The following is a 20,272-nucleotide window of genomic DNA, read 5'->3' on the forward strand; positions in this document are numbered from 1 at the left end:
TCCGCCTGCTGGGTCACAGCGCGGCGGCATACTAGGCGAAAAATAGAATTTTGCCTCAGTTTGCTTTCAGGGGCCTGAAAACCCACTGCTTTTTGCGCGGCTATCGGCAGAAATCCGGACGCCGGTGCCGCGTTGGGCCGTCCTCGCAGCATGATCGTTCGCAGATTGCACCGGCACGGTGCCCATATGGCACCTACGCTGCAGTGCAACATGCCGGGCCATGCGTCCCACGGATCACAGTTCTGTCAAACTTGGCGCCGACAATGCAGGGTTTTGTCATCTTGAACGCCAAGGAAAACCACAATGTCTCGTCATTTGCTGCTGGCCCCGGCGGCCATCGCACTGGGTTGCCTGGGCGCGGCGCAGGCGTGGGCGCAGGCCCCTGCCGCCTACCCCGCCACGCTGGCCGGCCACGCAGTGCTGCCGGCCCAGACCCTGCTTGCCGTGCCGAAGGATGCGCCCGCTGACCTGCAGGTCAGCGGCAAGTTCACCACCGCGCAGCGCGTGGACACGCCGGGCACGGTCGAAGGCAAGTCCAATGGCCGCCCCACCGGCGTGTCGCTGCCGTTCCGCGGCCAGCCGGCACAGGGGCATTCCGGCATCAAGCGCATGGCCGACGGCAGCTTCTGGGTGCTGACCGACAACGGCGCCGGCGCCAAGGCCAACTCGCCGGACTTCATGCTGTACCTGAACCGCTACAAGGTGGACTTCGGCAGCGGCCGCCTGCAGCGCCTGAAGACCATCTTCCTGCACGACCCCGACAAGAAGGTGCCGTTCCGCATCGTCCACGAGGGCACCAGGCAGCGCTACCTGACGGGGTCGGATTTCGATACGGAGAGCTTCCAGTTCGCCGATGGCGCGGTCTGGATCGGCGACGAGTTCGGCCCGTTCCTGATCAAGGCTGACATGGACGGCAAGGTGCTGGCCGTGTTCGACACCAAGGTCGACGGCAAGGTGGTGCGCTCGCCCGACCATCCCGCCGTCACCGCGCCCGGCGCGCCCGGCGCGCCGGACGGCAGCGTGAAGTTCCAGGTGCGGCGCTCCAAGGGCTTCGAGGGCATGGCGTCCTCGCCCGATGGCAGCAAGCTGTACGCGCTGCTGGAAGGCGCGCTGTGGGACGAGGCCGCCAAGGGCTACGAGAACGATGGCGGCAAGCCCTACCTGCGCGTGCTGGAGTTTGATGTCAGGCAGCAGGCCTGGACCGGCCGCCACTGGAAGTACGTACTGGAAGGCGCCAGCCACGCCATCGGCGACTTCAACATGATCGACGCCACCACCGGCCTTATCATCGAGCGCGACAACGGCGAAGGCACGCCGGACAAGGCCTGTCCGGCCGGGCAGAAGCGCCCGGACTGCTTTGACGACGTGGCGAAGTTCAAGCGCGTGTACAAGGTCGAGCTGAGCGATGCCAACGCCGGCGGGCCGCTGCGCAAGATCAGCTATATCGACCTGCTGCGCATTGCCGACCCGGCCAAGCTTGCGCGCAAGCCGTTGACCGATGGCGTGCTGGCGTTCCCGTTCTTCACCATCGAGAACGTCGACGTGGTCGACGCCACGCATATCGTGGTGGGCAACGACAACAACCTGCCCTTCAGCAGCAGCCGCGAGCCGAACCAGGCGGACGACAACGAGCTGGTGTTGCTGGAGGTGGGGGAGTTTCTGAAGGCGCGGTGAGCGTCCGCTGCGATGGAGATGCTCCCCTCTCCCGCTTGCGGGAGAAGGGAGCAAGCAAACAGCCTACGCTTACGCCGCCAGCCTGAACGTCGACACCGCCTCCTTCAGCCGCTGCGCCTGCTCCTCCAGCGAGCCTGCTGCAGCGGCGGCCTCTTCCACCAGCGCGGCATTCTGCTGCGTCACGGTATCCATCTGCGTCACCGCCTGGTTGACCTGCTCGATCCCGGCGCTCTGCTCGGCCGAGGCCGCGCTGATCTCGCCCATGATGTCGGTCACGCGCTTGACCGCGGCAACGATCTCCACCATGGTCTGGCCGGCCTGCGTCACCTGCATCGAACCCTTCTCGACGCGATCGACCGAATCGCCGATCAGCGCCTTGATCTCCTTGGCGGCGGAAGCGCTGCGCTGCGCCAGCGTGCGCACCTCGCCCGCGACCACGGCGAAACCGCGGCCCTGCTCGCCGGCGCGCGCGGCTTCCACCGCGGCATTGAGCGCCAGGATATTGGTCTGGAAAGCGATGCCTTCAATCACGGCGATGATGTCGACCACCTTCCTCGACGCGCCGTTGATCTCCTCCATGGTCTCGGCAACCTTGCCCGCCGCGTCGCCGCCCTTCTCGGCGATGTCCGATGCATTGACCGCCAGCGTGCTGGCCTGGCGCGCGTTGTCGGCGTTCTGGCGCACGATGCTGGTCAGCTCTTCCATGCTGGCCGCGGTCTGCTGCAGCGACGAGGCCTGTTCTTCCGTGCGCTGCGACAGGTCGGTGTTGCCGGCCGCGATCTGGCTGGTGCCGGACACGATCGACTCGGTGCCCGCGCGCACCTGGCGCACGATGCGCAGGATATTGGCGTTCATGTCCGCCAGTGCCTGCAGCAGCTGTCCGGTTTCATCGCGGCTGTCGACATCGATGCGGCTGGTCAGGTCGCCCGACGCCACGGTGCGCGCCACCGCCACGGCGCGATGCAGCGGCCGCGTGATGCCCGCCGTCAGCCATACCGAAAACGCGATGCCGATCGCCAGCACCACCACGCCCAGCCCGATCAGGCTGTTGCGCGCGTTGACGTAGATGCCGTTGATCTCGCGCGCGGTGGCGTCGATGCTGGCGCGCTGGATGTCGAGCAGCTTCTGGATCTCGCCCAGGTAGGCGTCGCCGGCCGGGACGAACTCTTTCTCCAGCACCTGGTTGGCCTCTTCGGTCAGCCCCTCTTGCTTGAGTTTGGTGATCTTGTCGCGGCCGTTGTTGTACGGGTCACGCACGCTCAGGATCTTCTGGAATGCGGCCTTTTCCTCGGCCGAGCTGAGCATGGGCTGGAGCTTGTCGCGCAAGGTGGCGATGCCTTCGATCGACGCCTTGGTCTCGGCCGCGAAGAACGCGCCGAGCGACGGGTCGGCACTGCGCGCCACCGCCGTGGTGCGGCGCACGCTGGTGTGCATGAGGCGGTACCAGTCGCTGACCAGCCGCTCCTTGGTCAGCGGCTGCTGCATCATCGCGTGCGTGCGCTCAGCCACCTGTTGCAGGCGCATCATGCCGAATACCGTCATGAGCGCAGAAAGCAGCAATACCACCCCAAAGCCGATGCCGAGGCGGACCCCGATGCCTAGATTCTTCATGTCTTCTACCTGATTAGCACTGGTTACGGCGAAGTGCCGGTCCGCGCCTGGGACGGCGCGGCGTTCTTCGCTCTCATCGTCCGCGGACGCGCCCGGTCGGGCCGACGCACTTGCGGGCTATGGATGCCAACGGCATGGGGTCCGGAAACTTTAGGGTCTTCCTCGATTGACGGCCAGAAGTGTGCGGATACCGGCTATAGTGGACAGGAACCCGGCCGAAGGGCACGCTCCATCCCCGCCGCCGGCCACCCTGCCAGTCCTTCCAGAAGGAGACCCAGCATGGCCACGCCTCCCAATCCCTTTGCAGACTTCACCAAGATGATGGAACAGTTCCGCCTGCCGGGCGTGGACATGAGCGCGGTAATGGAAGCGCGCCGCAAGGACATCGAGGCCCTGACCGAGGCCAACAAGCTGGCCTATGAGGGTATCCAGGCCCTGGTGCAGAAGCAGCAGGAGATCTTCGCCCAGACCATGCAGCAGCTGCAGGCGGCCGCTCAGCAGTACAGCACTGCAGGCAATCCTGCCGAGGCCATGGCCAAGCACAGCGAATTCGTGCAGCAGCAGCTGCACCAGGCATTGGAGAACATGCGCGCGCTGGCCGAAACCGCGCAGAAGGCGCAGGCCGAAGCGCTGGCCGTGATCAGCAAGCGCGCCGAGCAGAATGTGAAGGAGGCTGGCGAGTTGCTCAAGCCGAAATCCAAGGGCTAGCCCAGGCCACCGCTAGCGCTGCTCGGGCGGGACCGGGGCGATCGCTCCGGCAAAGCGGGCATGCACCTCGAGGTCGACCGGCCGGTGCTTCACCCTGGTACTGGCCGGGTTGTTGCCGAGGTAGTTACCGTTCTTCCAGTCGCGTACCGGGCGCACCGGCCGCGGCACGAAGCCACCCCCGCAGTTCGGGCAGACGTTGCTGAGCCTATCCACGCAGTCTGCACAGAAGGTGCATTCGTACGAGCAGATGCGGGCTTCGGTCGATGCGGGTGGCAGGGGCTTGTTGCAATGCTCGCAGCCCGGTCTGAGTTCCAGCATATCGCTTGCTTCCTGTGTGGGTGAACGATTGGGGATCGACGCTATCGTAGCCGCATTTCCGGTGGCGGGGCTCGCCCGTTCCGGCGCGGCATCGCAGCCGGCCCCGGCCTGATGCCCGGCGCCGCCGAATTGCTGCGCTACCACCGCAAGGATTATCAGCCGGGCCTGTGGCAAGGCCACTTGGCTTCTACGAACTGGCCCACTACCCCGAGGCCCGGCCCTTGCCGGGGCTGCTGATCTACCGCTTCGAATCGCCGCTGACGTCCTTCAACGCCGATTTCCTGCGCCAGCGCATCCTGGCGCTGACCACGCGGCACGAGGTGCGCTGGGTCGTGACCGATGGCCCTTCCGCCGCAGGCTCAGCACCATAACGCCAGCCCCCACCAGCGCGATGCCCAGCCATTCGCGCGGGGCGGGCCGCTTGCGCAGCGTGCTGATCGCGAAAATTCCCCGCGTCCCGCAGACATCTCTCTGCCCCAAACGGCCAGAACTGCATGGCCTTGCAGAATCGGCCGTCTCCGCAAGCCCGCTGGCGTGGCTAACCTGCGGCATATCGGAAGTAATGAGAACTATTTTCATCTCAGCGCTGCTCCGGACTTCGCAGAACTTGTTCCAGACGCCCCGACATGAAACGCAAGGCCATTTCCTTTCTCGCTCTGACACTAGCCCAGGTTTGCGAAGCGACCGCGGTAGGCACGCCCTCAGTGCGCTCATGGACGGCACTGCGCGATACCGGCGTGATCAAGCAGAAATTCGACTACTCCTGCGGCGCCGCTTCGCTGGCGACCTTGCTGCACCACTACTACGGCGATCCGGTAGACGAAGCCGCGGTCCTGCAGCAGATCGCCGCGACGGGCCCTGCCACCTTCAGCGCGCTGTCCGCGTCGGCGGCCCACTTCGGCTATGAGGCGCGCGGCTATGCGCTGTCGCTGGACGCGCTGCGGCAGCTCGCGCTCCCTGCGATCGTCTTTCTCTACGCAGGCAACGACAACCATTTCTCTGTCTTGCGCAGCATCGACGCGCATTCGGTGGAGCTTGCCGACCCGTCGTACGGCAACCGCATCTACGCCATCCCCGATTTCCTGCGCCTGTGGACCACCCGGCCCAACCGCGACTATCCCGGCCGTGCGCTGGTGGTGCTGCCGCGCAAGGCGGGGCAGGCCGGCAATGCGGCGTTCATGCGGCCAATTCCCGCGAAATTCGGCGGGCTGCCGTTGAGGCCCATCCAGCCATGAAGTGGCGCCTGCGCAGAATGGTCGCGGTGACCGCCACCGCCTTCGCCCCGTGTTCCGCGTCGGCGCAGATCGTGCCGACGCTGGAGGACTTGCTGACGGCACAGAACCGCTGGCGCGCAAACCTGGGGCTTTCGTACTTCAACCATGAAGCCAATGGCACCGCGGCTAGTGGGCCGATCTATATCCAGGTCGGGCAGAACATCATCCCGGTAGCGACGGGTGTCATCCCAAAAACGCGGAATGTGGATTCGCTGGTCGCTTATGCCGGGCTACGCTATGGCTACTCGGCCGACACGGAACTCTCGTTCTCCGGTACCGGTTCGCATACCAGCGAGCGCACCTTGTTCGAGGGCGTCGGCAACCGCTCGAGCACGAACACCAACTTCTCCAGCCTGTCGCTGGCCATCAGCCATCGCTTCCTTAAGGAACGAGGCAGTCCTGGGCTGGTGGCCTATCTGGAAACCGGTGCCGTGGAACACACCGGCGATGCCACCACCTACTTCAGCAGCTTCACCGCCGGCGGCACGCTCTATCGCACCATCGATCCTGTCGTGCTCAGCCTGAACGCTGCCTATCGGCTGAACCTGCCGCGCCATGATGGCGCCTCGCCCACACCGGGCAACGTGCTGTTGCTGACGCCACAGGTCGGCTTTGCCGTCAACGAGACCGTGACGCTCTATGGCGGCATCAAGTGGCAATTGCAGCAGGCCGAAGACGACCCGCAGGGCTTGCCCTCGCAACGCAACACGCAAACCGCATTGGTCTTCGGGCTGGGTTACCGGGCCAGCGACCGGACCACCATTTCACTGAGCGGCAACGCCAATATCAGCGGCCGCGGCGGTGCACAGGTAACGCTCAGCACAGTAGTGAAACTGGGCGCCATGCCCGAACGGGAACGTTTTCAGTGAGTGTTGACCTTTGACTTCAAGGAGAGCTACCGATGCAAGTCGTACCAAGAGCTTCTGCCGGCATTGTCCTGGCGTGCCTGTGCTGCGGCGCGTGGGCCAAGGCGCCCGTGACATTCAGCGATATCGAGCGGATGGATAGCACACCAGGACTGCATATCAGCCAGTTGTCGAGCATGGAGATGGATACTATCGAAGGATCTCTTGCTCCAATAGTGGTCGCTGCAGGAGTGGCGGGGGCAGCCGTTGCCAGTGGCGCAGGATATCTTATGGCCGCGGACAACCCCAACGCCAGAGATTTCGCCTGGTACACCGGCTTGGGCTTTACCGGCGGGACATTGGCAGCCATTGCCGCAACGATGCCGCCTGTTGCAGGCAGCATCACTACGTTAGGAGGGGCCCTGTTGCCCTTGCTCCCGCCACCGCCGCGGGACTTCAACCCGGACGACTGCGCCGTCCGCGCGTGCTGACACCTTGATCCGACAGCCCGGGGATCGCCATCGCCGGGCAAGGTGAATATGACTATGGAATTAGGCGTCAGCAATTTCGACAAAGTAAAAGGCTTGTACAACTCGGTGGTCTTCTTCATGCTCGTACCGAGATACCTGCTGTTTCCGCAGCTATTTAAGGAGCGGTACCTGACGGTTGCGATACATCTTCTGTGCTGCTTTGTAGGGAATTTGTTTGTCCTTACCTTCTATTTCCCGGGATCCCGGATTCCACCCTTCTATGAAGCGATGTTCAATCCGGTGATGAGCTTCTGGATGGCAGTGGTCTTGTGCATCATCGAACAAGCGTATCCGGGTTACTACAAGGACCTTGATCGCCGTTAATTTCGCGAGTCCCGCCATGCCGGATATACAACTCAGTACTTCTGACATTACCAAAATCTTTTACTTGGGCATCGTATTCGTTGCACTTGTTCCCCGGTATTTTCTGTGTCCACTTATCCGGCGGCGTCGCTATCAGGCGCTCATCGGCGCGATGTTTGGCATCTTCCTCGCAAACTTCGCAATTCTGGCGTTGCTGCTACACGGCAAGCTGGGGCTGGCCTATTTTCAAACGTTCGGCGCACTGTTGGTGAGCATATGGGTGTCGTTACTCCAGTGCCAGATCGACAGGACGAACGCCGGAAAGCCCGCCCCCCGCCAGGGCCAACGCAAAGGCCATGCGAACGGGCGTTGTTCACGAAACGGAGAAGACGGGCAAGTCCCGCTGACTTTGCCGCGCCCCCCTCACCGCACCCACCCCCTCTCCATCAACGGCACATCCCACGGCGGCTCGCCCTGCAGCCTTTCCGCCAGGTAGTCCACCAGCACCCGCACCTTCAGCGCCTGCCGCTGCGTGGCCGGATACACGGCGGCGAACTCGAACGATGACAGCGCATAGTCGTGCAGCACCGGGACCAGCCGGCCGGCCAGCAGGTCTTCGCTGGCGACCAGCGTGGGCAGGCAAACCACGGCGGCACCGCTGACCGCATAGTCGCGCAGCAGGTGGACGGAGTTGGTGCGCATGCGCGGGGCCAGGTCGATCTCGACCGATTCGGCATCGCGCGAGAAGGTCCACTTGTTGCGGGTCGGGTAGGCGGAGTACAGCGCCACCTTGCTGCAGATCAGGTCCGCCGGCCGCTCCGGCTTGCCCCAGCGCTCAATGAACTCCGGGGCCACGCAGAAGATGCGGCGCAGCGTGAACAGGCGCCGCGCGATCAGCGAATCGTTCTGGGGCGCGAAGATCTGGAAGGCCACGTCGAAGCCTTCCTCGATCGGGTCGATGACGCGGTCGTTGACGACGACGTCCAGTTCGATATCAGGATACTGCTGGCTGAAGCCGGCCAGGATATCGGCGAAGTGGCCAATGGCGAAGCCGGGCAGCACCTGGATGCGCAGGCGCCCCGCCGGGGTGGCGCGCAGGTCGCGCATCTGGTCGGTCAGGTCGGCCAGGTTGGCGACCACGTCGGCGCATTGACGGTAGTAGGTCTCGCCCACTTCCGACAGGCGCACGTGCCGCGTGCTGCGATGGAACAGCGGCGCGTTGATGTACTTCTCGAGCTGCTGCACGCGATGGCTGACGACGGAATTGGTCACGCCGAGCTGGCGCGCGGCCTCGGCAAAGCTTAACGTGTCCGCGACCCTGACAAAGGCTTCGATACTGAGAAAACGGTCCATGGCAAACCCGTGCGAAGAGGATCATGACCCACCGCAGTGCTACCATCTGGCCCTCGCCGGGCCAGCAAGGCCGACAACGTACCGCGGTTGCTTGCACAACGGTGGGGCGCGGCGACATCCCGGCCGCGATCAGAAGGCAGTTCGACGGCAATCATAGCGAACGAGGGGCAGATCCGTCATGCAGATCCGTGCATTGCATCGCCGTCGCCTGGTGCTGGGCGGCGCCGCAGCCATGCTGCTGGCCGGCCGCGCCGGCGCACAAGCGCGCAGCAACGGCCCGCTGATGCTGGTCGTGCCGTTTGCGCCAGGCGGCGTGGTCGACAAGACCGCGCGTGCAGTCCATGTTGGCCTCGGACGGCGGCTCGGCCAGACCGTGGTGATCGAGAACCACGACGGCGCCGGCGGCACCATCGGCACGGGCATCGTGGCGCGCAGCAAGGCCAACGGCCACACCATCGGCCTGGTCTATGACTCGTATGCGACCGAGCCGCTGGCCTACCCGAACCTGCCTTACCGCGCCGGGCGTGATCTGACCGGCGTGTCGTATATGGTGCGCGCGCCAATGGCGCTGGTGGTGCCTGCAGCGTCGCCGTGGCGCACGCTGCAGGACTATGTGCGGGCATGCCGACAATGGCGCGAGGTGTCTTATGCCTCCGTGGGTATCGGCAGCTCCAACCACCTGACCGCCGAATGGTTCCACCAGGCCGCCGGCACCCATGGCCTGCACGTGCCGTTCCGCGGCGGCGCCCCGGCACTGAAAGACCTGCTGGGCGGCCATGTCGATTCGATGTTCGCCAGCCTGCCGCTGGTGCTGGCGCAACTGCAGGCCGGCAAGCTGCGGGCGCTCGCGGTCAGCTCTTCTGCGCGCAATGCGCATCTGCCGACGGTGCCCACGCTGGCCGACACCTGGCCAGGCCTGGTCACCTATTCCTGGGTCGGCATGATCGCGCCGGCCGGCACGCCGGCCGCGCAGCTCGACCGCCTGGCCGCCGCAGTCAGCCAGACGCTGCGCGAAGCGGCCGTCACGCAGTACCTGTACGACAATGGCTTTGAAGTCGTGGCCAGCGGACGCGAGGCGATGAATGCACTGGTCGCTTCCGAAGCGGCGCGCTGGGCGGAACTGGCGCGGCAACGCACGCTGGCGCTGAGCTAGCGCGATGCCTAGTGCGCCTGCGGCTCGTCCCGTGCTGCTTCCGCAGCCGGGCGAGCCGCCGTCGGCGCCGACGGTGCGCCGGTGATCTTCGGCACGCACTCGCCACGGAACCAGGCCACCGTGACCGGCTCGCCCGCCAGCAGGCGCTTGACGGGCGGCACCACTTGCTCGCCGATCAGCATGCCCAGCAAGCCGATCAGCGCCACCACCGGCGGCGCCGGCGAGCGCACCTGCAGCAGTGCATAGATGATGCCGACCAGGATGCCGGCGGCCAGTGATACCAGATAGAGCTTCATTTCGTTCTCCCTGAAATGATTGGTGGTGCCGCGCTGGCTTCAGCGCGCAAAGTGCGGCGCAATGCCGGCATCCACGTTGATCCATACCGAGCGCGACTCGGTGTAGCCGTGCATCGCCTCGAACCCCATGTCGCGCCCGTAGCCGGATTCACCCACGCCGCCGAAGGGGCTGCCCGGATGGACGCGCTTGTAGCAGTTGACCCAGCACATGCCACCGCGGATATCGCGCGCGAGGCGGTGCGCGCGGGCCAGGTCGCGCGTCCATAGCCCGTTGCCCAGCCCGTATTGCGTGGCGTTGGCGATGGCCAGCGCCTGCTCGTCGCTGGCAAAGCGCAGCACCGTGACGACCGGGCCGAAGACCTCTTCCTGGGCGATGCGGTCCTGCGGGCGCGCAGCGACCACGGTGGGCTCGACATAGAAGCCCTGGCGCAGGCGAGGGTCGGCAGGGGCCTTGCCTCCGGCCAGCACGGTGCCAGTCTGGGCCTGTGCCATCTCCACAGACTCGAGCACGCGGTCGCGGTGAGCGGCCGAGGTCAGCGGCCCCATCTCGGTGGCAGAATCGGCCGGATCGCCCACGCGGATCGATTGCGCCAGGGCCACGAAGCGCTCGAGGAAGGCATCGGCGATGTCCTCATGCAGCAGCAGGCGCGAGCCGGCGATGCAGGCCTGGCCCTGGTTGTGGAAGCTGGCCCAGGCCGCGCCCGCCACGGCGGCATCCAGGTCGGCATCGGCAAAGACGATATTGGCGCCCTTGCCGCCCAACTCTAGCTGGATGCGCTTGAGGTTGGCGCGCGAGGCCTCGACGATGCGCCGGCCGGTGGCAGTGGACCCCGTGAAGGCGATCTTGTCCACGTCGGGATGATTGGCCAGCCGCTGCCCGGCCACGTTGCCGAAGCCGGGCACGACGTTGATCACGCCCGGCGGGAAACCGACGTCAGCCGCCAGCGCCGCCACGCGCAGCGCGGACAGCGGCGTCAGCTCTGACGGCTTGAGCACCACCGTATTGCCCGCCGCCAGTGCCGGCCCCAGCTTCCAGCCGGTGAACATCAGCGGGAAGTTCCACGGCACGATCTGCCCCACCACGCCGACCGGGGCCCGTTGCACATAGTTGAGAAAACCGGGTTCGACCGGCACCACGGTGCCTTCGATCTTGTCGGCCATGCCCGCGAAGTAACGGAAGCACGCCGCGGTGCGCGGTACGTCGAGGCCGCGCGCATCGCGGATGGGGTGGCCGGTGTCGGCGCTTTCGAGCTCGGCCAGACCCGTGTCGGCCTCGATGGCGTCGGCCAGCCGTGCCAGCAGCCTGCCGCGTTCGCCGGCGGCGAGGCGCGACCATGCGGGAAAGGCGCGCCGCGCCGCGGCCACGGCGCGGTCGATATCGAGCTGCGCGCCCGCGGCCACGCGCGTGATCAGGCTGCCGTCGTGCGGATTGACGACGTCGAGGGTGTCCCCGTCAAGGGCGTCGACGAAGCGGCCGTCGATAAACAGCTGGTTGTGCATGGGGATCCTTGGGGATGGGGAACGCGTAGGTGGCAGGGTGGCGGCATTGCCTGAAGGGCGGTGTCGGCGCGCCACGCCTGCCCTCACCCCTGCCCCGCTCCCGCAAGCGGGAGAGGGGAGTTCCGCAGCGGCAGATCGGAAGGCCGTCGCTATGGCTTGCTTATTCCAGTGGCTGCCCCGCTGCCAGCAGGTGCCGCACCCGCGGCGGCCCTTCGCCGGTGTGGAAGCGCGCGACCTCGCGCTGCAGGTCTGCGTCCGCGTGCGGCACGCGCTCGTGCTGGCGCAGGTGCTCGGCCCAGGATTCGACCAGGAACCACTCGGTGTAGGCCTCGGCATCGGCCGGGTCCTCCATCACGCCCCAGTTGAAGGCGCCGTCGCGCAGCCGTTCCTCGGACAGCTTGTGGATGGCTTGCAGGAAGCCTTGGCGGTCGGCCGCGCGCACGCGGTATTCGATCAGGATCATCACCGGGCCGCGGTCGTGCGCCACCTCCTCGGCGGCTTCGGGCGCAGGCCAGTGCCGTGCCGGGCCCAGGTCTTCCTCGCCACGCGGCAGCTTGACGCGGTGCATGACGAAGGCGGCCACGCACAGCGCGGCCGCGGCGATCATCAGCGCCGCCGGCGTGCCCAGCCCCTGCGCGACAAAGCCCCACACCAGGCTGCCCAGCGCCATGGCGCCGTTGAACACCATCTGGTAGACCGCCAGCGCGCGGCCGCGCACCCAGTTGGGCAGGATCGCCTGGGCCGTGCCGGCCAGCGTGGTCAGCGCCAGGATCCATGCGGCGCCAAGCAGCAGCAGCGCCAGCATGGCGACCCATGCCGGCGGCGCCACCGACAGCACCGCCATCACCGCCGCGGTAGCCAGCGCCGCGGCCAGCATCAGCTGGTCCAGGTCCAGCCGCTTCTGCAGGCGCGGCATCACCAGCGCGCCCAGGATTGCACCCACGCCGACCGCGCCAAGCAGCATGCCGTACAGCGATGCGCCGCCGTGCAGCATCTGGCGCGCCACCAGCGGCAACAAGGCCCAGATGCTGCTGCCCAGCGCAAAGTAGCAGGCCGCGCGCAGCAGCACCACATGGAGCTTGCTGTGCGCCCTGGCAAAACGCACGCCGGCGCGGAAAGCACCGAAGAAATGCTCGCGCAGCGGGTCTTCGGCGCGTGCCGGGCGCTTCCACCACAGCAGCGCGGCAATCACGAACAGATAGCTGGCCACGTCCGCGCCATAGGTTGCCGCCGCGCCGAACGCGGCCAGCAACAGGCCGCCCGCGGCCGGTCCGATGGCGCGCGCGATATTGACGCCCAGCGAATTCAGCGCCACCGCCGGCTTCAGTTCACCGGCCGGCACCAGCTCCGGCACGATCGACTGCCAGGTCGGCCCCATCATCGCGGTGCCGATGCCGCCCAGGAATGCCAGGCCGATCAGCAGTTCGATGGTCAGCCCGTCCTGCCATGCCAGCAGCATCAGCGAACCGCTGACCATTGCCAGCCCCACCTGGATCACGATCAGGAAACGGCGCCGGTCGAGGATGTCAGACAGCACGCCGGCGGGAATCGCCAGCAGGAACACCGGCAGCGTGCCGGCCGCCTGGATCATGGCGACAGCGGCGGGCGAGCCCGACAGGTCAGTCGCCAGCCAGGCGCTAGCCACATCGCGCATGAAGCTGCCGATATTGCCCAGCACCGTCGCCGCCCACAGCACGGCGAAGGTGCCATGCGCCAGCGGCGCGAAGCTGCCGCCGGCCGGGGCGGCGGCACCGGGGACGGGCGCGGGCTTGGCGGCCGGGCTCATGCCTGGCCCCTGGCCGCGCGGCGTTGCCGCAAGTCTTCCCAGGCCACCAGGCAAAGGCCGCCGGCAAGCGCGATATGCTCGAAGAAGGCGTTGGCCTGCCCGAAGCGCGCATCCGGCGGCGCCTGCCAGAAGCGGTTGGCGACAAAGGTCGCCAGCACGGTGAAGACGGCCAGCGCCAGCGCGCCCAGCCACCGCAGCCGCCCGCTCAGCATCAGTGCGCCCGCGCCCAGTTCCAGCACGATCACGGCTGCCGCCAGCGGCACGGCCGGCGCCAGGCCGAAGTGTTGCATCTCGGCGATGGCGGCACCAAAGTCGGCCGCCTTGACCAGTCCACCCTGCAGGTAGGGCGCGGACAGTGCCAGCAGCGCCAGCCAGCGCAGCCAGGCCGAAGGCGCGCCGGGCTGGGTCGCCGCGCCCGCCGTGGGGAGGATGGGATGGGCAGTCATGATCGGGCCTCCTGGTATCGGCAATGCAGCGGCATCAGAACGCCCAGCATGAGCAACCCAGCGCGCCCCAGAACGTACTCTCGTCCGAGGTGGGCACGCCGGCCGTCCAGGCCCTGGCATGCGCATGGCCGTGCACGCCGCACGAACTGGCACAGCCGCAGGCGGTGTTCAGGGCCAGCTTTTGGGCTTGCGGGCGCGGCTGGTAACCGCCCGCGTGCCGCACCGGCGACCAGTCCGGCATGGCCGGCGGGATGGCGGGCGACAGCTTGCCGAAGTCGCCGTCACCATAGACCACTTCGCCGCCGAGGATGGTCAGCACCGAGGTGATGTCCTGGATCTCGTCGCCCGGCACGCTGAAATAGTCCGCGGACAGCACCGCCAGGTCGGCCAGCTGGCCCGCCTTGACCTGGCCCTTCTTGCCGGTTTCGGAAGAGAACCAGGTATTGGCCTCGGTCCACAGCCGCAGCGCGGTCTCGCGGTCGAGCAGGTTGGCCTGCGGGTACATCGACATGCCGCCCACGGTCTTGCCGGTGGTCAGCCAGTACAGCGACACCCACGGGTTGTAAGAGGCCACGCGCGTGGCATCGGTGCCGGCGCCGACCTTGACGCCCTTCTCGAGCATCTTCTTGATCGGCGGCGTGGCTTCGGCGGCCTTGGCACCGTAGCGCTCGACAAAGTACTCGCCCTGGTAGGCCATGCGGTGCTGCACGGCGATGCCGCCGCCAAGCGCGGCGATGCGGTCGATGTTGCGGTCGGAGATGGTCTCGGCGTGATCGAAGAACCAGTTCAGGCCGTTGAACGGGATGTCCTTGGCGACCTTTTCATAGACGTCGAGCGCGCGCGTGATGGTCTGGTCATAGGTCGCATGCAGGCGCCACGGCCAGCGCTTCTCGGCCAGCAGGCGGATCACCGGCTCCAGGTCGGCTTCCATCGACGGCGCCATCTCGGGGCGCTCGACGCGGAAGTCCTCGAAATCGGCAGCGGTGTAGACCAGCATCTCGCCGGCGCCGTTGTGGCGGTAGAGGTCGTCGCCCTGGCCTGGCTTGACGGTCGACGTCCAGGTCTTGAAGTCGCTCAGCTCTTCCTTGGGCTTCTGCGTGAACAGGTTGTAGGCGAGGCGCACCGTGAGCTGCCCTGCCTTGTGCAGCTCCTCGATGATGTTGTAGTCCTCGGGATAGTTCTGGTAGCCGCCGCCGGCGTCGATCACGCCAGTCACACCGAGCCGGTTCACCTCGCGCATGAAATGGCGTGTCGAGTTCTTCTGGTACTCGGGCGGCAGCTTCGGCCCCTTGGCCAGCGTGGCGTAGAGGATCGTCGCGTTGGGCCTGGCCAGTAGCAGGCCGGTGGGATTGCCGCGTGCATCGCGCACGATCTCGCCGCCCGGAGGGTTCGGCGTGTCCTTGGTGTAGCCAACGGCACGCAGTGCGGCGCCGTTCAGGATGGCGCGGTCGTACAGGTGCAGGATGAAGACCGGGGTGTCGGGCGCCACGGCATTCAGTTCCTCGATGGTCGGCAGCCGCTTCTCGGCGAACTGGTGCTCGGTGAAGCCGCCCACTACCCGCACCCATTGCGGCGCCGGCGTGCGCGCGACCTGTTCCTTCAGCATGCGCATGGCGTCGGCGAGCGAGCGCACGCCGTCCCAGCGCAGTTCCATGTTGTAGTTCAGGCCGCCGCGGATGATATGCATATGGCTGTCGATCAGCCCGGGAATGGCCCGCCGGCCATTCAGGTCGACCACCTTGGTCTGCGCGCCGGCCAGCCTCATGATGTCCTGGCGCGTGCCGACGGCGACGAAGCGTCCGTCGCGGATCGCAACGGCATCCGCCTGCGGCCTGGACTTGTCGAGCGTGGCGAACTTGCCGTTGACGAGGATGAGGCTGGGTTGGCTGCCAGGCGACATGGCGAAGGTCTCCGAGAGAGGCGCCGCGCCGAGCGCGGCGGCCGAGGCGATAAATTGCCGGCGGGTGACTGACATCGGGCTCAGGCCTTCAGGAAGGCCAGCAGGTCGGCGTTGACCTGGTCGGCATTGACCACGCACATGCCGTGCGAAGCGCCCGGATACACCTTGAGGGTCGCGCCCTTGACCAGTTCCACCGACCGCTTCGCCGAAGCGTCGATGGGCACGATCTGGTCGTCATCGCCATGCAGGATCAGCGTGGGCACGTCGAACTTCTTCAGGTCCTCGGTGTAGTCCACTTCCGAGAATTCCCTGATGCAGGCGTACTGGCCCACGATGCCGCCGGCCATGCCCTGCGCCCAGAAGGCATCGATGGTGCCTTGCGAGACCTTGGCGCCCGGCCGGTTGAAGCCAAAGAACGGCGTCGCCAGGTCCTGGTAGAACTGCGAGCGGTTGTCGGCAACGCCCTTGCGGATGCCGTCGAACACATCGATCGGCAGCCCGCCGGGGTTGGCCGCGGTCTTGAGCATGATCGGCGGCACCGCGCCGATCAGCACCGCCTTGGCGACACGGGCGGTGCCATGGCGGCCGATGTAGTGCGCCACCTCGCCGCCACCGGTGGAATGGCCCACCAGCGTGGCATCGCGCAGGTCCAGCGCGTCCAGCAGCGCGGCCAGGTCGTCGGCATAGGTATCCATGTCGTTGCCCTGCGCCGGCTGGTCCGATCGCCCGTGGCCGCGGCGGTCATGGGCGATCACCCGGAACCCCTGCTGCACCAGGAACAGCATCTGCGCGTCCCACGCGTCGGCATTGAGGGGCCAGCCGTGGGAGAAGACCACGGGCTGGCCACTGCCCCAGTCCTTGTAGAAGATCTGCGTGCCGTCCTGCGTCGTAATGATGCTCATGATGGGGCTCCTGGATGCAATGAAGGGGGGTCGGGTGAGCTTGCGGCGGGTTCGGTGCCGGCTCAGCGGGCAGGCACGGCGGCCAGCGCCTCATGCGGCGTGGCGGTGCGCTGCGCGGCCTTGTGGACCATGGTGTACGCGTAATCCACTCCCATACCGTAGGCGCCCGAGTGCTCCTTGACCAGTTTCATCACCGCGTCATACGTGTCGCGGTGGGCCCAGTCGCGCTGCCATTCCAGCAGCACCTGCTGCCAGGTGACCGGCACCACGCCGGCCTGGACCATGCGCTGCATGGCGTAGTCGTGGGCTTCCTTCGAGGTGCCGCCGGAGGCATCGGCCACCATGTAGATCTCATAGTCGCCTTCGGCCATGGCGCAAAGGGCAAAGCTGTTGTTGCAGACTTCGGTCCACAGGCCGGACACCACCACCTTCTTGCGGCCGTTGGCCTTGAGGGCGTCACGCACCTTCTGGTCGTCCCAGGAATTCATCGAGGTGCGTTCCAGCAGCTTGTGGTCCGGGAACACATCCAGCAGTTCCGGGTAGGTGAAGCCCGAGAACGACTCCGTTTCCACCGTGGTGATGGTGGTCGGGATATTGAAGATCTTCGCCGCCTTGGCCAGGCCGACGGTGTTGTTCTTCAAGGCCTGGCGGTCCATCGACTGCACCCCGAAGGCCATCTGCGGCTGGTGGTCGATAAAGATCAGCTGGCTGTTTTGCGGGGTCAGGACTTCGAGCTTGGGGTTCGTCATGATGATCTCCGGTCAGGGGGCGCCTGGATAGGCTAAGAAGTTAGTGGCCGCTACCGCTGCATTCGTTCACCAGTAGCATTCGTCTGGTGTGCGTGCATAGTAGGCAAGGCGCCGTGCACTGACTACGGAGCAAAGTCCGAGGACAGTGTTCGCGATTTGCGAATAATCGGAAGATGCAGTCGGGCGGCGGGCCGTGGCGGGAAATGGCGGGCGTGAGGGCGCTGCCCAGCGCTGCGGGGTGGGTACTACTGCCTGGGGGGAATCGGGGGGAGATGCGCCAGACGGGTGCGTGCGTGCACCCGCCCGGCAACGGCCGGCATTGCGCCGGCCGGAACTTCAGGTCAGATCACGCCTTGCGCCAGCATGGCGTCGGCCACCTTGACGAAGCCGGCGATGTTCGCGCCTTCCACGTAGTTGATATAGCCATCCGCCTTCTGCCCGTGGTGGATGCAGTTCTGGTGGATGTCCTTCATGATCGCGTGCAGCTTCTCGTCGACCTCGGCATGGTGCCAGGACAGGCGCATGGCGTTCTGCGACATTTCCAGGCCGGAAGTGGCAACGCCGCCGGCATTGCTGGCCTTGCCCGGGGCGTAGAGGATCTTCGCATCGACAAAGCGGTCCACGGCTTCCAGCGTCGACGGCATGTTGGCGCCTTCGGCCACGCAGATCACGCCATTGCCGAGCAGGGTCTCCGCGTCGTTGCCGTCCAGCTCGTTCTGGGTGGCGCACGGCAGCGCCACGTCGGCGGGCACGTGCCACGGGGTGCGGCCGGCTTCGAAGGTCATGCCGTGGCGGGCGGCAAAGTCAGACAGGCGGCCGCGCTCTTCATTCTTGAAGGCCATCACTTCGGCCAGCTGCTCGGTGGTCATGCCCTGCGGGTAATGCAGCACGCCGCCGGAATCGGACAGCGTCAGCACCGTGGCGCCCAGCTCGATCGCCTTCTCGGCCGCGTACTGGGCCACGTTGCCCGAGCCCGAGATCAGCACGCGCAGGCCGTCAAAAGCGCGCCCGCGACGGTGCAGCATCTCCTGGGCAAAGTAGACCGTGCCGTAGCCGGTCGCTTCCGGGCGCATCAGGCTGCCGCCGTAGGCCAGGCCCTTGCCGGTAAAGACGCAGGCGGACTGGTTCGACAGCTTCTTCATCATGCCGGCCATAAAGCCGACTTCGCGCGCACCCACGCCGATGTCGCCGGCCGGGATGTCGGTATCCGGGCCCAGGTGGCGGTACAGCTCGGTCACCAGCGCCTGGCAGAAGCGCATCACTTCGCCATCGGACTTGCCCTTGGGATCAAAGTCCGAGCCGCCCTTGCCGCCGCCCATGGGCAGCGTGGTCAGCGCGTTCTTGAAGGTCTGCTCGAAGCCCAGGAACTTCAGCACCGACAGGTTCACGGTCGGGTGGAAGCGCATGCCGCCCTTGAACGGGCCGATCGCCGAGCTGTGCTGCACGCGGAAGGCGCGGTTGACCTGCACGCGGTTCTGGTCGTCGGTCCAGGCCACGCGGAACTGGATCACGCGCTCGGGCTCCACCAGCCGCTCGAGCAGGGCCTGGTCGGCGTAGCGCGGATTGCGCTCGACAAAGGGCCAGAGCGTCATCATCACTTCCTTCACGGCCTGGAGGAATTCAGGTTGATTGGGGTCGCGGCGGGCAACCCCCGCCAGGAATGCGTCAAGGGAGGGAGAATTCACGGATGTCTCTTGCTGTGCTGGAGTGGCTGGATCCGGCAGCCTTGCCGGCTTGGTGCCGGTCTGTGGTGCCGTCGGGCGTTGCGCCGATGGAAGGTGGGTGGCCTCCGGTTGTCCGCACATTCACGGCGGGCCGTGCCTGTCGGACAACGCAGCACTTTAGCACCAGCGTGGGGCACATGACAGTCAAAACACCTGTGACAGCGGCGTGAAAGCCGCATTTTAGTGCATGCGGCGGGATTTCCGTGCGATCAGCGGACAGCGTTGTGTCCAGCGAGTGGGTTCCCCGGCCTTCAGGCGATGAGCAGCCTGGCGCCCCGCTCCTTGAGCGCCGCGGCCAGTTCCGGCTCCGGCGCCATGTCCGTGATCAGCCAGGCGGCCTGCTCGCCATGCTTGATGTTGACCCCGGTATTGCGGCCGAACTTGGTGTGGTCGGCGACCACGCAGGCCACGTCGGCGGCCAGCAGCATGCGGCTGCGCAGCTCCGCCGCGGCGCGGGAGAAGTCGCAGATCTCGCCGCGCGGCGTGACGCCGCCGATGCCGACAAAGGCAAAGTCGGTGTGGTAGCGCGACAGCTGTTCAATGGTGTCCCAGCCGTGCGTGGCGTCTTCGTTGTCCTGCAGCTCCCCGCCCAGCACGATCACCCGGTTGCCGTTGCGCCGGCCCAGCAGCTGGGCGATGGCAAGGTCGTTGGTGTAGACCAGCAGGTTGTGGTGGCCATGCAGCGCCTGCGCCACCGCGTGGGTAGTGGTGCCGTAATCCAGGATCAGCGAGGCGCCGTCGCGCACCAGCTCCGCCGCGCGCACGCCGATGGCGCGCTTGCCTTCCGCATTGACTGCGGCGCGGGTCTGGGTATCTGGCTCGGTGCGGTCCGAGGCCAGCGCGCCGCCGTGGGTCAGCACCAGCAGGCCACGCGCGGCCAGCGCGTTCAGGTCGCGCCGGATGGTCTCGCGCGAGACGTCGAGCTCGGTCACCAGTTCGCTGATGGCCAGCGCGCCGGTGGCGGACAGCTGGTCGAGGATGTATTTCTGCCGTTGTTCGGCGAGCACGGTGACTCCGGGAGCGTCAGGTATTGGGGGCTGATTCTAGCGCAGCGGCTGCTGTGGTTTGCCAAGGACCATGGGCCCGCCCCCGACCGACAGCGCGCCCCCTCTCCCGCAAGCGGTGTACAGACCGGAGACATGGGTAACAGGTGTTCGGAGACATAGGTGACACGTGACCTGCGCGCATCATGATGCGCGC

General features: G+C 66.5%; 20 protein-coding genes. 8 read left to right on the plus strand and 12 right to left on the minus strand.

Features of this window, described 5'->3' with window-relative positions; translation table 11 throughout:
- The first annotated feature begins 303 nt into the window (after positions 1–303).
- Positions 304–1,674 (plus strand): esterase-like activity of phytase family protein, encoded by a 1,371-nt coding sequence (locus AC3WLE_RS16225; protein WP_492357241.1) that lies wholly within the window; start codon positions 304–306, stop codon positions 1,672–1,674.
- A 69-nt stretch (positions 1,675–1,743) separates the two neighbouring features.
- Here AC3WLE_RS16225 and AC3WLE_RS16230 read toward each other — a convergent pair whose 3' ends face one another.
- Positions 1,744–3,285: a methyl-accepting chemotaxis protein gene (locus tag AC3WLE_RS16230; protein WP_492357242.1), complete on the minus strand. Its 1,542-nt coding sequence runs from the start codon at positions 3,283–3,285 to the stop codon at positions 1,744–1,746.
- Between the two features lie 279 nt (positions 3,286–3,564).
- On the opposite strand from AC3WLE_RS16230, the gene AC3WLE_RS16235 reads away from it, so the two are divergent.
- Positions 3,565–3,993 (plus strand): phasin family protein, encoded by a 429-nt coding sequence (locus AC3WLE_RS16235; RefSeq protein WP_010812825.1) that lies wholly within the window; start codon positions 3,565–3,567, stop codon positions 3,991–3,993.
- A 12-nt stretch (positions 3,994–4,005) separates the two neighbouring features.
- On the opposite strand, the gene AC3WLE_RS16240 is transcribed toward AC3WLE_RS16235, so the two are convergent.
- Positions 4,006–4,311 (minus strand): DUF1272 domain-containing protein, encoded by a 306-nt coding sequence (locus AC3WLE_RS16240; RefSeq protein WP_492317386.1) that lies wholly within the window; start codon positions 4,309–4,311, stop codon positions 4,006–4,008.
- Positions 4,312–4,478: 167 nt separating this feature from the next.
- On the opposite strand from AC3WLE_RS16240, the gene AC3WLE_RS16245 reads away from it, so the two are divergent.
- The 5 genes from AC3WLE_RS16245 to AC3WLE_RS16265 all read left to right on the plus strand — a co-directional run bounded on the left by AC3WLE_RS16245 (position 4,479) and on the right by AC3WLE_RS16265 (position 7,284).
- Positions 4,479–4,682: an STAS domain-containing protein gene (locus AC3WLE_RS16245; protein ID WP_492317385.1), complete on the plus strand. Its 204-nt coding sequence runs from the start codon at positions 4,479–4,481 to the stop codon at positions 4,680–4,682.
- A 255-nt stretch (positions 4,683–4,937) separates the two neighbouring features.
- Complete coding sequence (locus AC3WLE_RS16250; protein WP_492357243.1) at positions 4,938–5,546, plus strand: C39 family peptidase; 609 nt, start codon at positions 4,938–4,940, stop codon at positions 5,544–5,546.
- Positions 5,543–6,454, plus strand: coding sequence for a hypothetical protein (locus AC3WLE_RS16255; RefSeq protein WP_492357244.1), 912 nt, complete (start codon positions 5,543–5,545; stop codon positions 6,452–6,454). Before AC3WLE_RS16250 ends, AC3WLE_RS16255 begins: the two co-directional genes overlap by 4 nt.
- Before the next feature lie 32 nt (positions 6,455–6,486).
- On the plus strand, positions 6,487–6,921 hold the full coding sequence (locus tag AC3WLE_RS16260; protein WP_492357245.1) for a hypothetical protein: 435 nt from the start codon (positions 6,487–6,489) through the stop codon (positions 6,919–6,921).
- 48 nt (positions 6,922–6,969) lie between these two features.
- Entirely contained in the window at positions 6,970–7,284 is a 315-nt protein-coding gene (locus AC3WLE_RS16265; RefSeq protein WP_492317381.1) for a hypothetical protein, read from the plus strand.
- Between the two features lie 402 nt (positions 7,285–7,686).
- On the opposite strand, the gene AC3WLE_RS16270 is transcribed toward AC3WLE_RS16265, so the two are convergent.
- Positions 7,687–8,616 (minus strand): LysR family transcriptional regulator, encoded by a 930-nt coding sequence (locus tag AC3WLE_RS16270; protein WP_010812822.1) that lies wholly within the window; start codon positions 8,614–8,616, stop codon positions 7,687–7,689.
- Between the two features lie 178 nt (positions 8,617–8,794).
- On the opposite strand from AC3WLE_RS16270, the gene AC3WLE_RS16275 reads away from it, so the two are divergent.
- Entirely contained in the window at positions 8,795–9,769 is a 975-nt protein-coding gene (locus AC3WLE_RS16275; RefSeq protein ID WP_492317379.1) for a tripartite tricarboxylate transporter substrate-binding protein, read from the plus strand.
- A gap of 8 nt (positions 9,770–9,777) precedes the next feature.
- On the opposite strand, the gene AC3WLE_RS16280 is transcribed toward AC3WLE_RS16275, so the two are convergent.
- The 9 genes from AC3WLE_RS16280 to AC3WLE_RS16320 form a co-directional block, all read right to left on the minus strand.
- A complete protein-coding gene (locus AC3WLE_RS16280) occupies positions 9,778–10,065 on the minus strand; it encodes a XapX domain-containing protein (protein ID WP_492317378.1) in 288 nt (95 codons plus the stop codon).
- Positions 10,066–10,104: 39 nt separating this feature from the next.
- Positions 10,105–11,565 carry an aldehyde dehydrogenase family protein gene (locus tag AC3WLE_RS16285; RefSeq protein WP_492352886.1) on the minus strand — a complete coding sequence of 487 codons (1,461 nt, stop codon included), beginning with the start codon at positions 11,563–11,565 and terminating at the stop codon, positions 10,105–10,107.
- Between the two features lie 160 nt (positions 11,566–11,725).
- Positions 11,726–13,351 carry an MFS transporter gene (locus tag AC3WLE_RS16290; RefSeq protein WP_492357246.1) on the minus strand — a complete coding sequence of 542 codons (1,626 nt, stop codon included), beginning with the start codon at positions 13,349–13,351 and terminating at the stop codon, positions 11,726–11,728.
- Entirely contained in the window at positions 13,348–13,797 is a 450-nt protein-coding gene (locus AC3WLE_RS16295) for a DoxX family protein (protein ID WP_492317375.1), read from the minus strand. The genes AC3WLE_RS16290 and AC3WLE_RS16295 overlap by 4 nt, the downstream gene beginning before the upstream one ends.
- A gap of 34 nt (positions 13,798–13,831) precedes the next feature.
- Entirely contained in the window at positions 13,832–15,772 is a 1,941-nt protein-coding gene (locus AC3WLE_RS16300; RefSeq protein ID WP_492317374.1) for an amidohydrolase, read from the minus strand.
- 5 nt (positions 15,773–15,777) lie between these two features.
- Complete coding sequence (locus tag AC3WLE_RS16305) at positions 15,778–16,599, minus strand: alpha/beta fold hydrolase (protein WP_492317373.1); 822 nt, start codon at positions 16,597–16,599, stop codon at positions 15,778–15,780.
- A 62-nt stretch (positions 16,600–16,661) separates the two neighbouring features.
- Entirely contained in the window at positions 16,662–17,348 is a 687-nt protein-coding gene (locus tag AC3WLE_RS16310) for a hydrolase (RefSeq protein ID WP_010812814.1), read from the minus strand.
- 341 nt (positions 17,349–17,689) lie between these two features.
- Positions 17,690–19,033 (minus strand): NADP-specific glutamate dehydrogenase, encoded by a 1,344-nt coding sequence (gene gdhA / locus AC3WLE_RS16315; RefSeq protein ID WP_492317372.1) that lies wholly within the window; start codon positions 19,031–19,033, stop codon positions 17,690–17,692.
- A gap of 290 nt (positions 19,034–19,323) precedes the next feature.
- Positions 19,324–20,079, minus strand: a complete 756-nt coding sequence (locus AC3WLE_RS16320) for a DeoR/GlpR family DNA-binding transcription regulator (RefSeq protein WP_018308927.1) — start codon at positions 20,077–20,079, stop codon at positions 19,324–19,326.
- Positions 20,080–20,272: the final 193 nt, after the last annotated feature.

The sequence above is a fragment of the Cupriavidus sp. FW306-1B-F12B genome (assembly GCF_058781795.1).

Bases quoted from the DNA above. Each gene is read 5' to 3' on its own strand.
- AC3WLE_RS16300 (WP_492317374.1), bottom strand. From the start codon at position 15,772: ATGTCAGTCACCCGCCGGCAATTTATCGCCTCGGCCGCCGCGCTCGGC.
- AC3WLE_RS16235 (WP_010812825.1), top strand. From the start codon at position 3,565: ATGGCCACGCCTCCCAATCCCTTTGCAGACTTCACCAAGATGATGGAA.
- AC3WLE_RS16290 (WP_492357246.1), bottom strand. From the start codon at position 13,351: ATGAGCCCGGCCGCCAAGCCCGCGCCCGTCCCCGGTGCCGCCGCCCCG.
- AC3WLE_RS16285 (WP_492352886.1), bottom strand. From the start codon at position 11,565: ATGCACAACCAGCTGTTTATCGACGGCCGCTTCGTCGACGCCCTTGAC.
- AC3WLE_RS16265 (WP_492317381.1), top strand. From the start codon at position 6,970: ATGACTATGGAATTAGGCGTCAGCAATTTCGACAAAGTAAAAGGCTTG.
- AC3WLE_RS16255 (WP_492357244.1), top strand. From the start codon at position 5,543: ATGAAGTGGCGCCTGCGCAGAATGGTCGCGGTGACCGCCACCGCCTTC.
- AC3WLE_RS16275 (WP_492317379.1), top strand. From the start codon at position 8,795: ATGCAGATCCGTGCATTGCATCGCCGTCGCCTGGTGCTGGGCGGCGCC.
- AC3WLE_RS16280 (WP_492317378.1), bottom strand. From the start codon at position 10,065: ATGAAGCTCTATCTGGTATCACTGGCCGCCGGCATCCTGGTCGGCATC.
- AC3WLE_RS16295 (WP_492317375.1), bottom strand. From the start codon at position 13,797: ATGACTGCCCATCCCATCCTCCCCACGGCGGGCGCGGCGACCCAGCCC.
- AC3WLE_RS16250 (WP_492357243.1), top strand. From the start codon at position 4,938: ATGAAACGCAAGGCCATTTCCTTTCTCGCTCTGACACTAGCCCAGGTT.
- AC3WLE_RS16225 (WP_492357241.1), top strand. From the start codon at position 304: ATGTCTCGTCATTTGCTGCTGGCCCCGGCGGCCATCGCACTGGGTTGC.
- AC3WLE_RS16305 (WP_492317373.1), bottom strand. From the start codon at position 16,599: ATGAGCATCATTACGACGCAGGACGGCACGCAGATCTTCTACAAGGAC.
- AC3WLE_RS16270 (WP_010812822.1), bottom strand. From the start codon at position 8,616: ATGGACCGTTTTCTCAGTATCGAAGCCTTTGTCAGGGTCGCGGACACG.
- AC3WLE_RS16260 (WP_492357245.1), top strand. From the start codon at position 6,487: ATGCAAGTCGTACCAAGAGCTTCTGCCGGCATTGTCCTGGCGTGCCTG.
- AC3WLE_RS16310 (WP_010812814.1), bottom strand. From the start codon at position 17,348: ATGACGAACCCCAAGCTCGAAGTCCTGACCCCGCAAAACAGCCAGCTG.
- AC3WLE_RS16240 (WP_492317386.1), bottom strand. From the start codon at position 4,311: ATGCTGGAACTCAGACCGGGCTGCGAGCATTGCAACAAGCCCCTGCCA.
- AC3WLE_RS16230 (WP_492357242.1), bottom strand. From the start codon at position 3,285: ATGAAGAATCTAGGCATCGGGGTCCGCCTCGGCATCGGCTTTGGGGTG.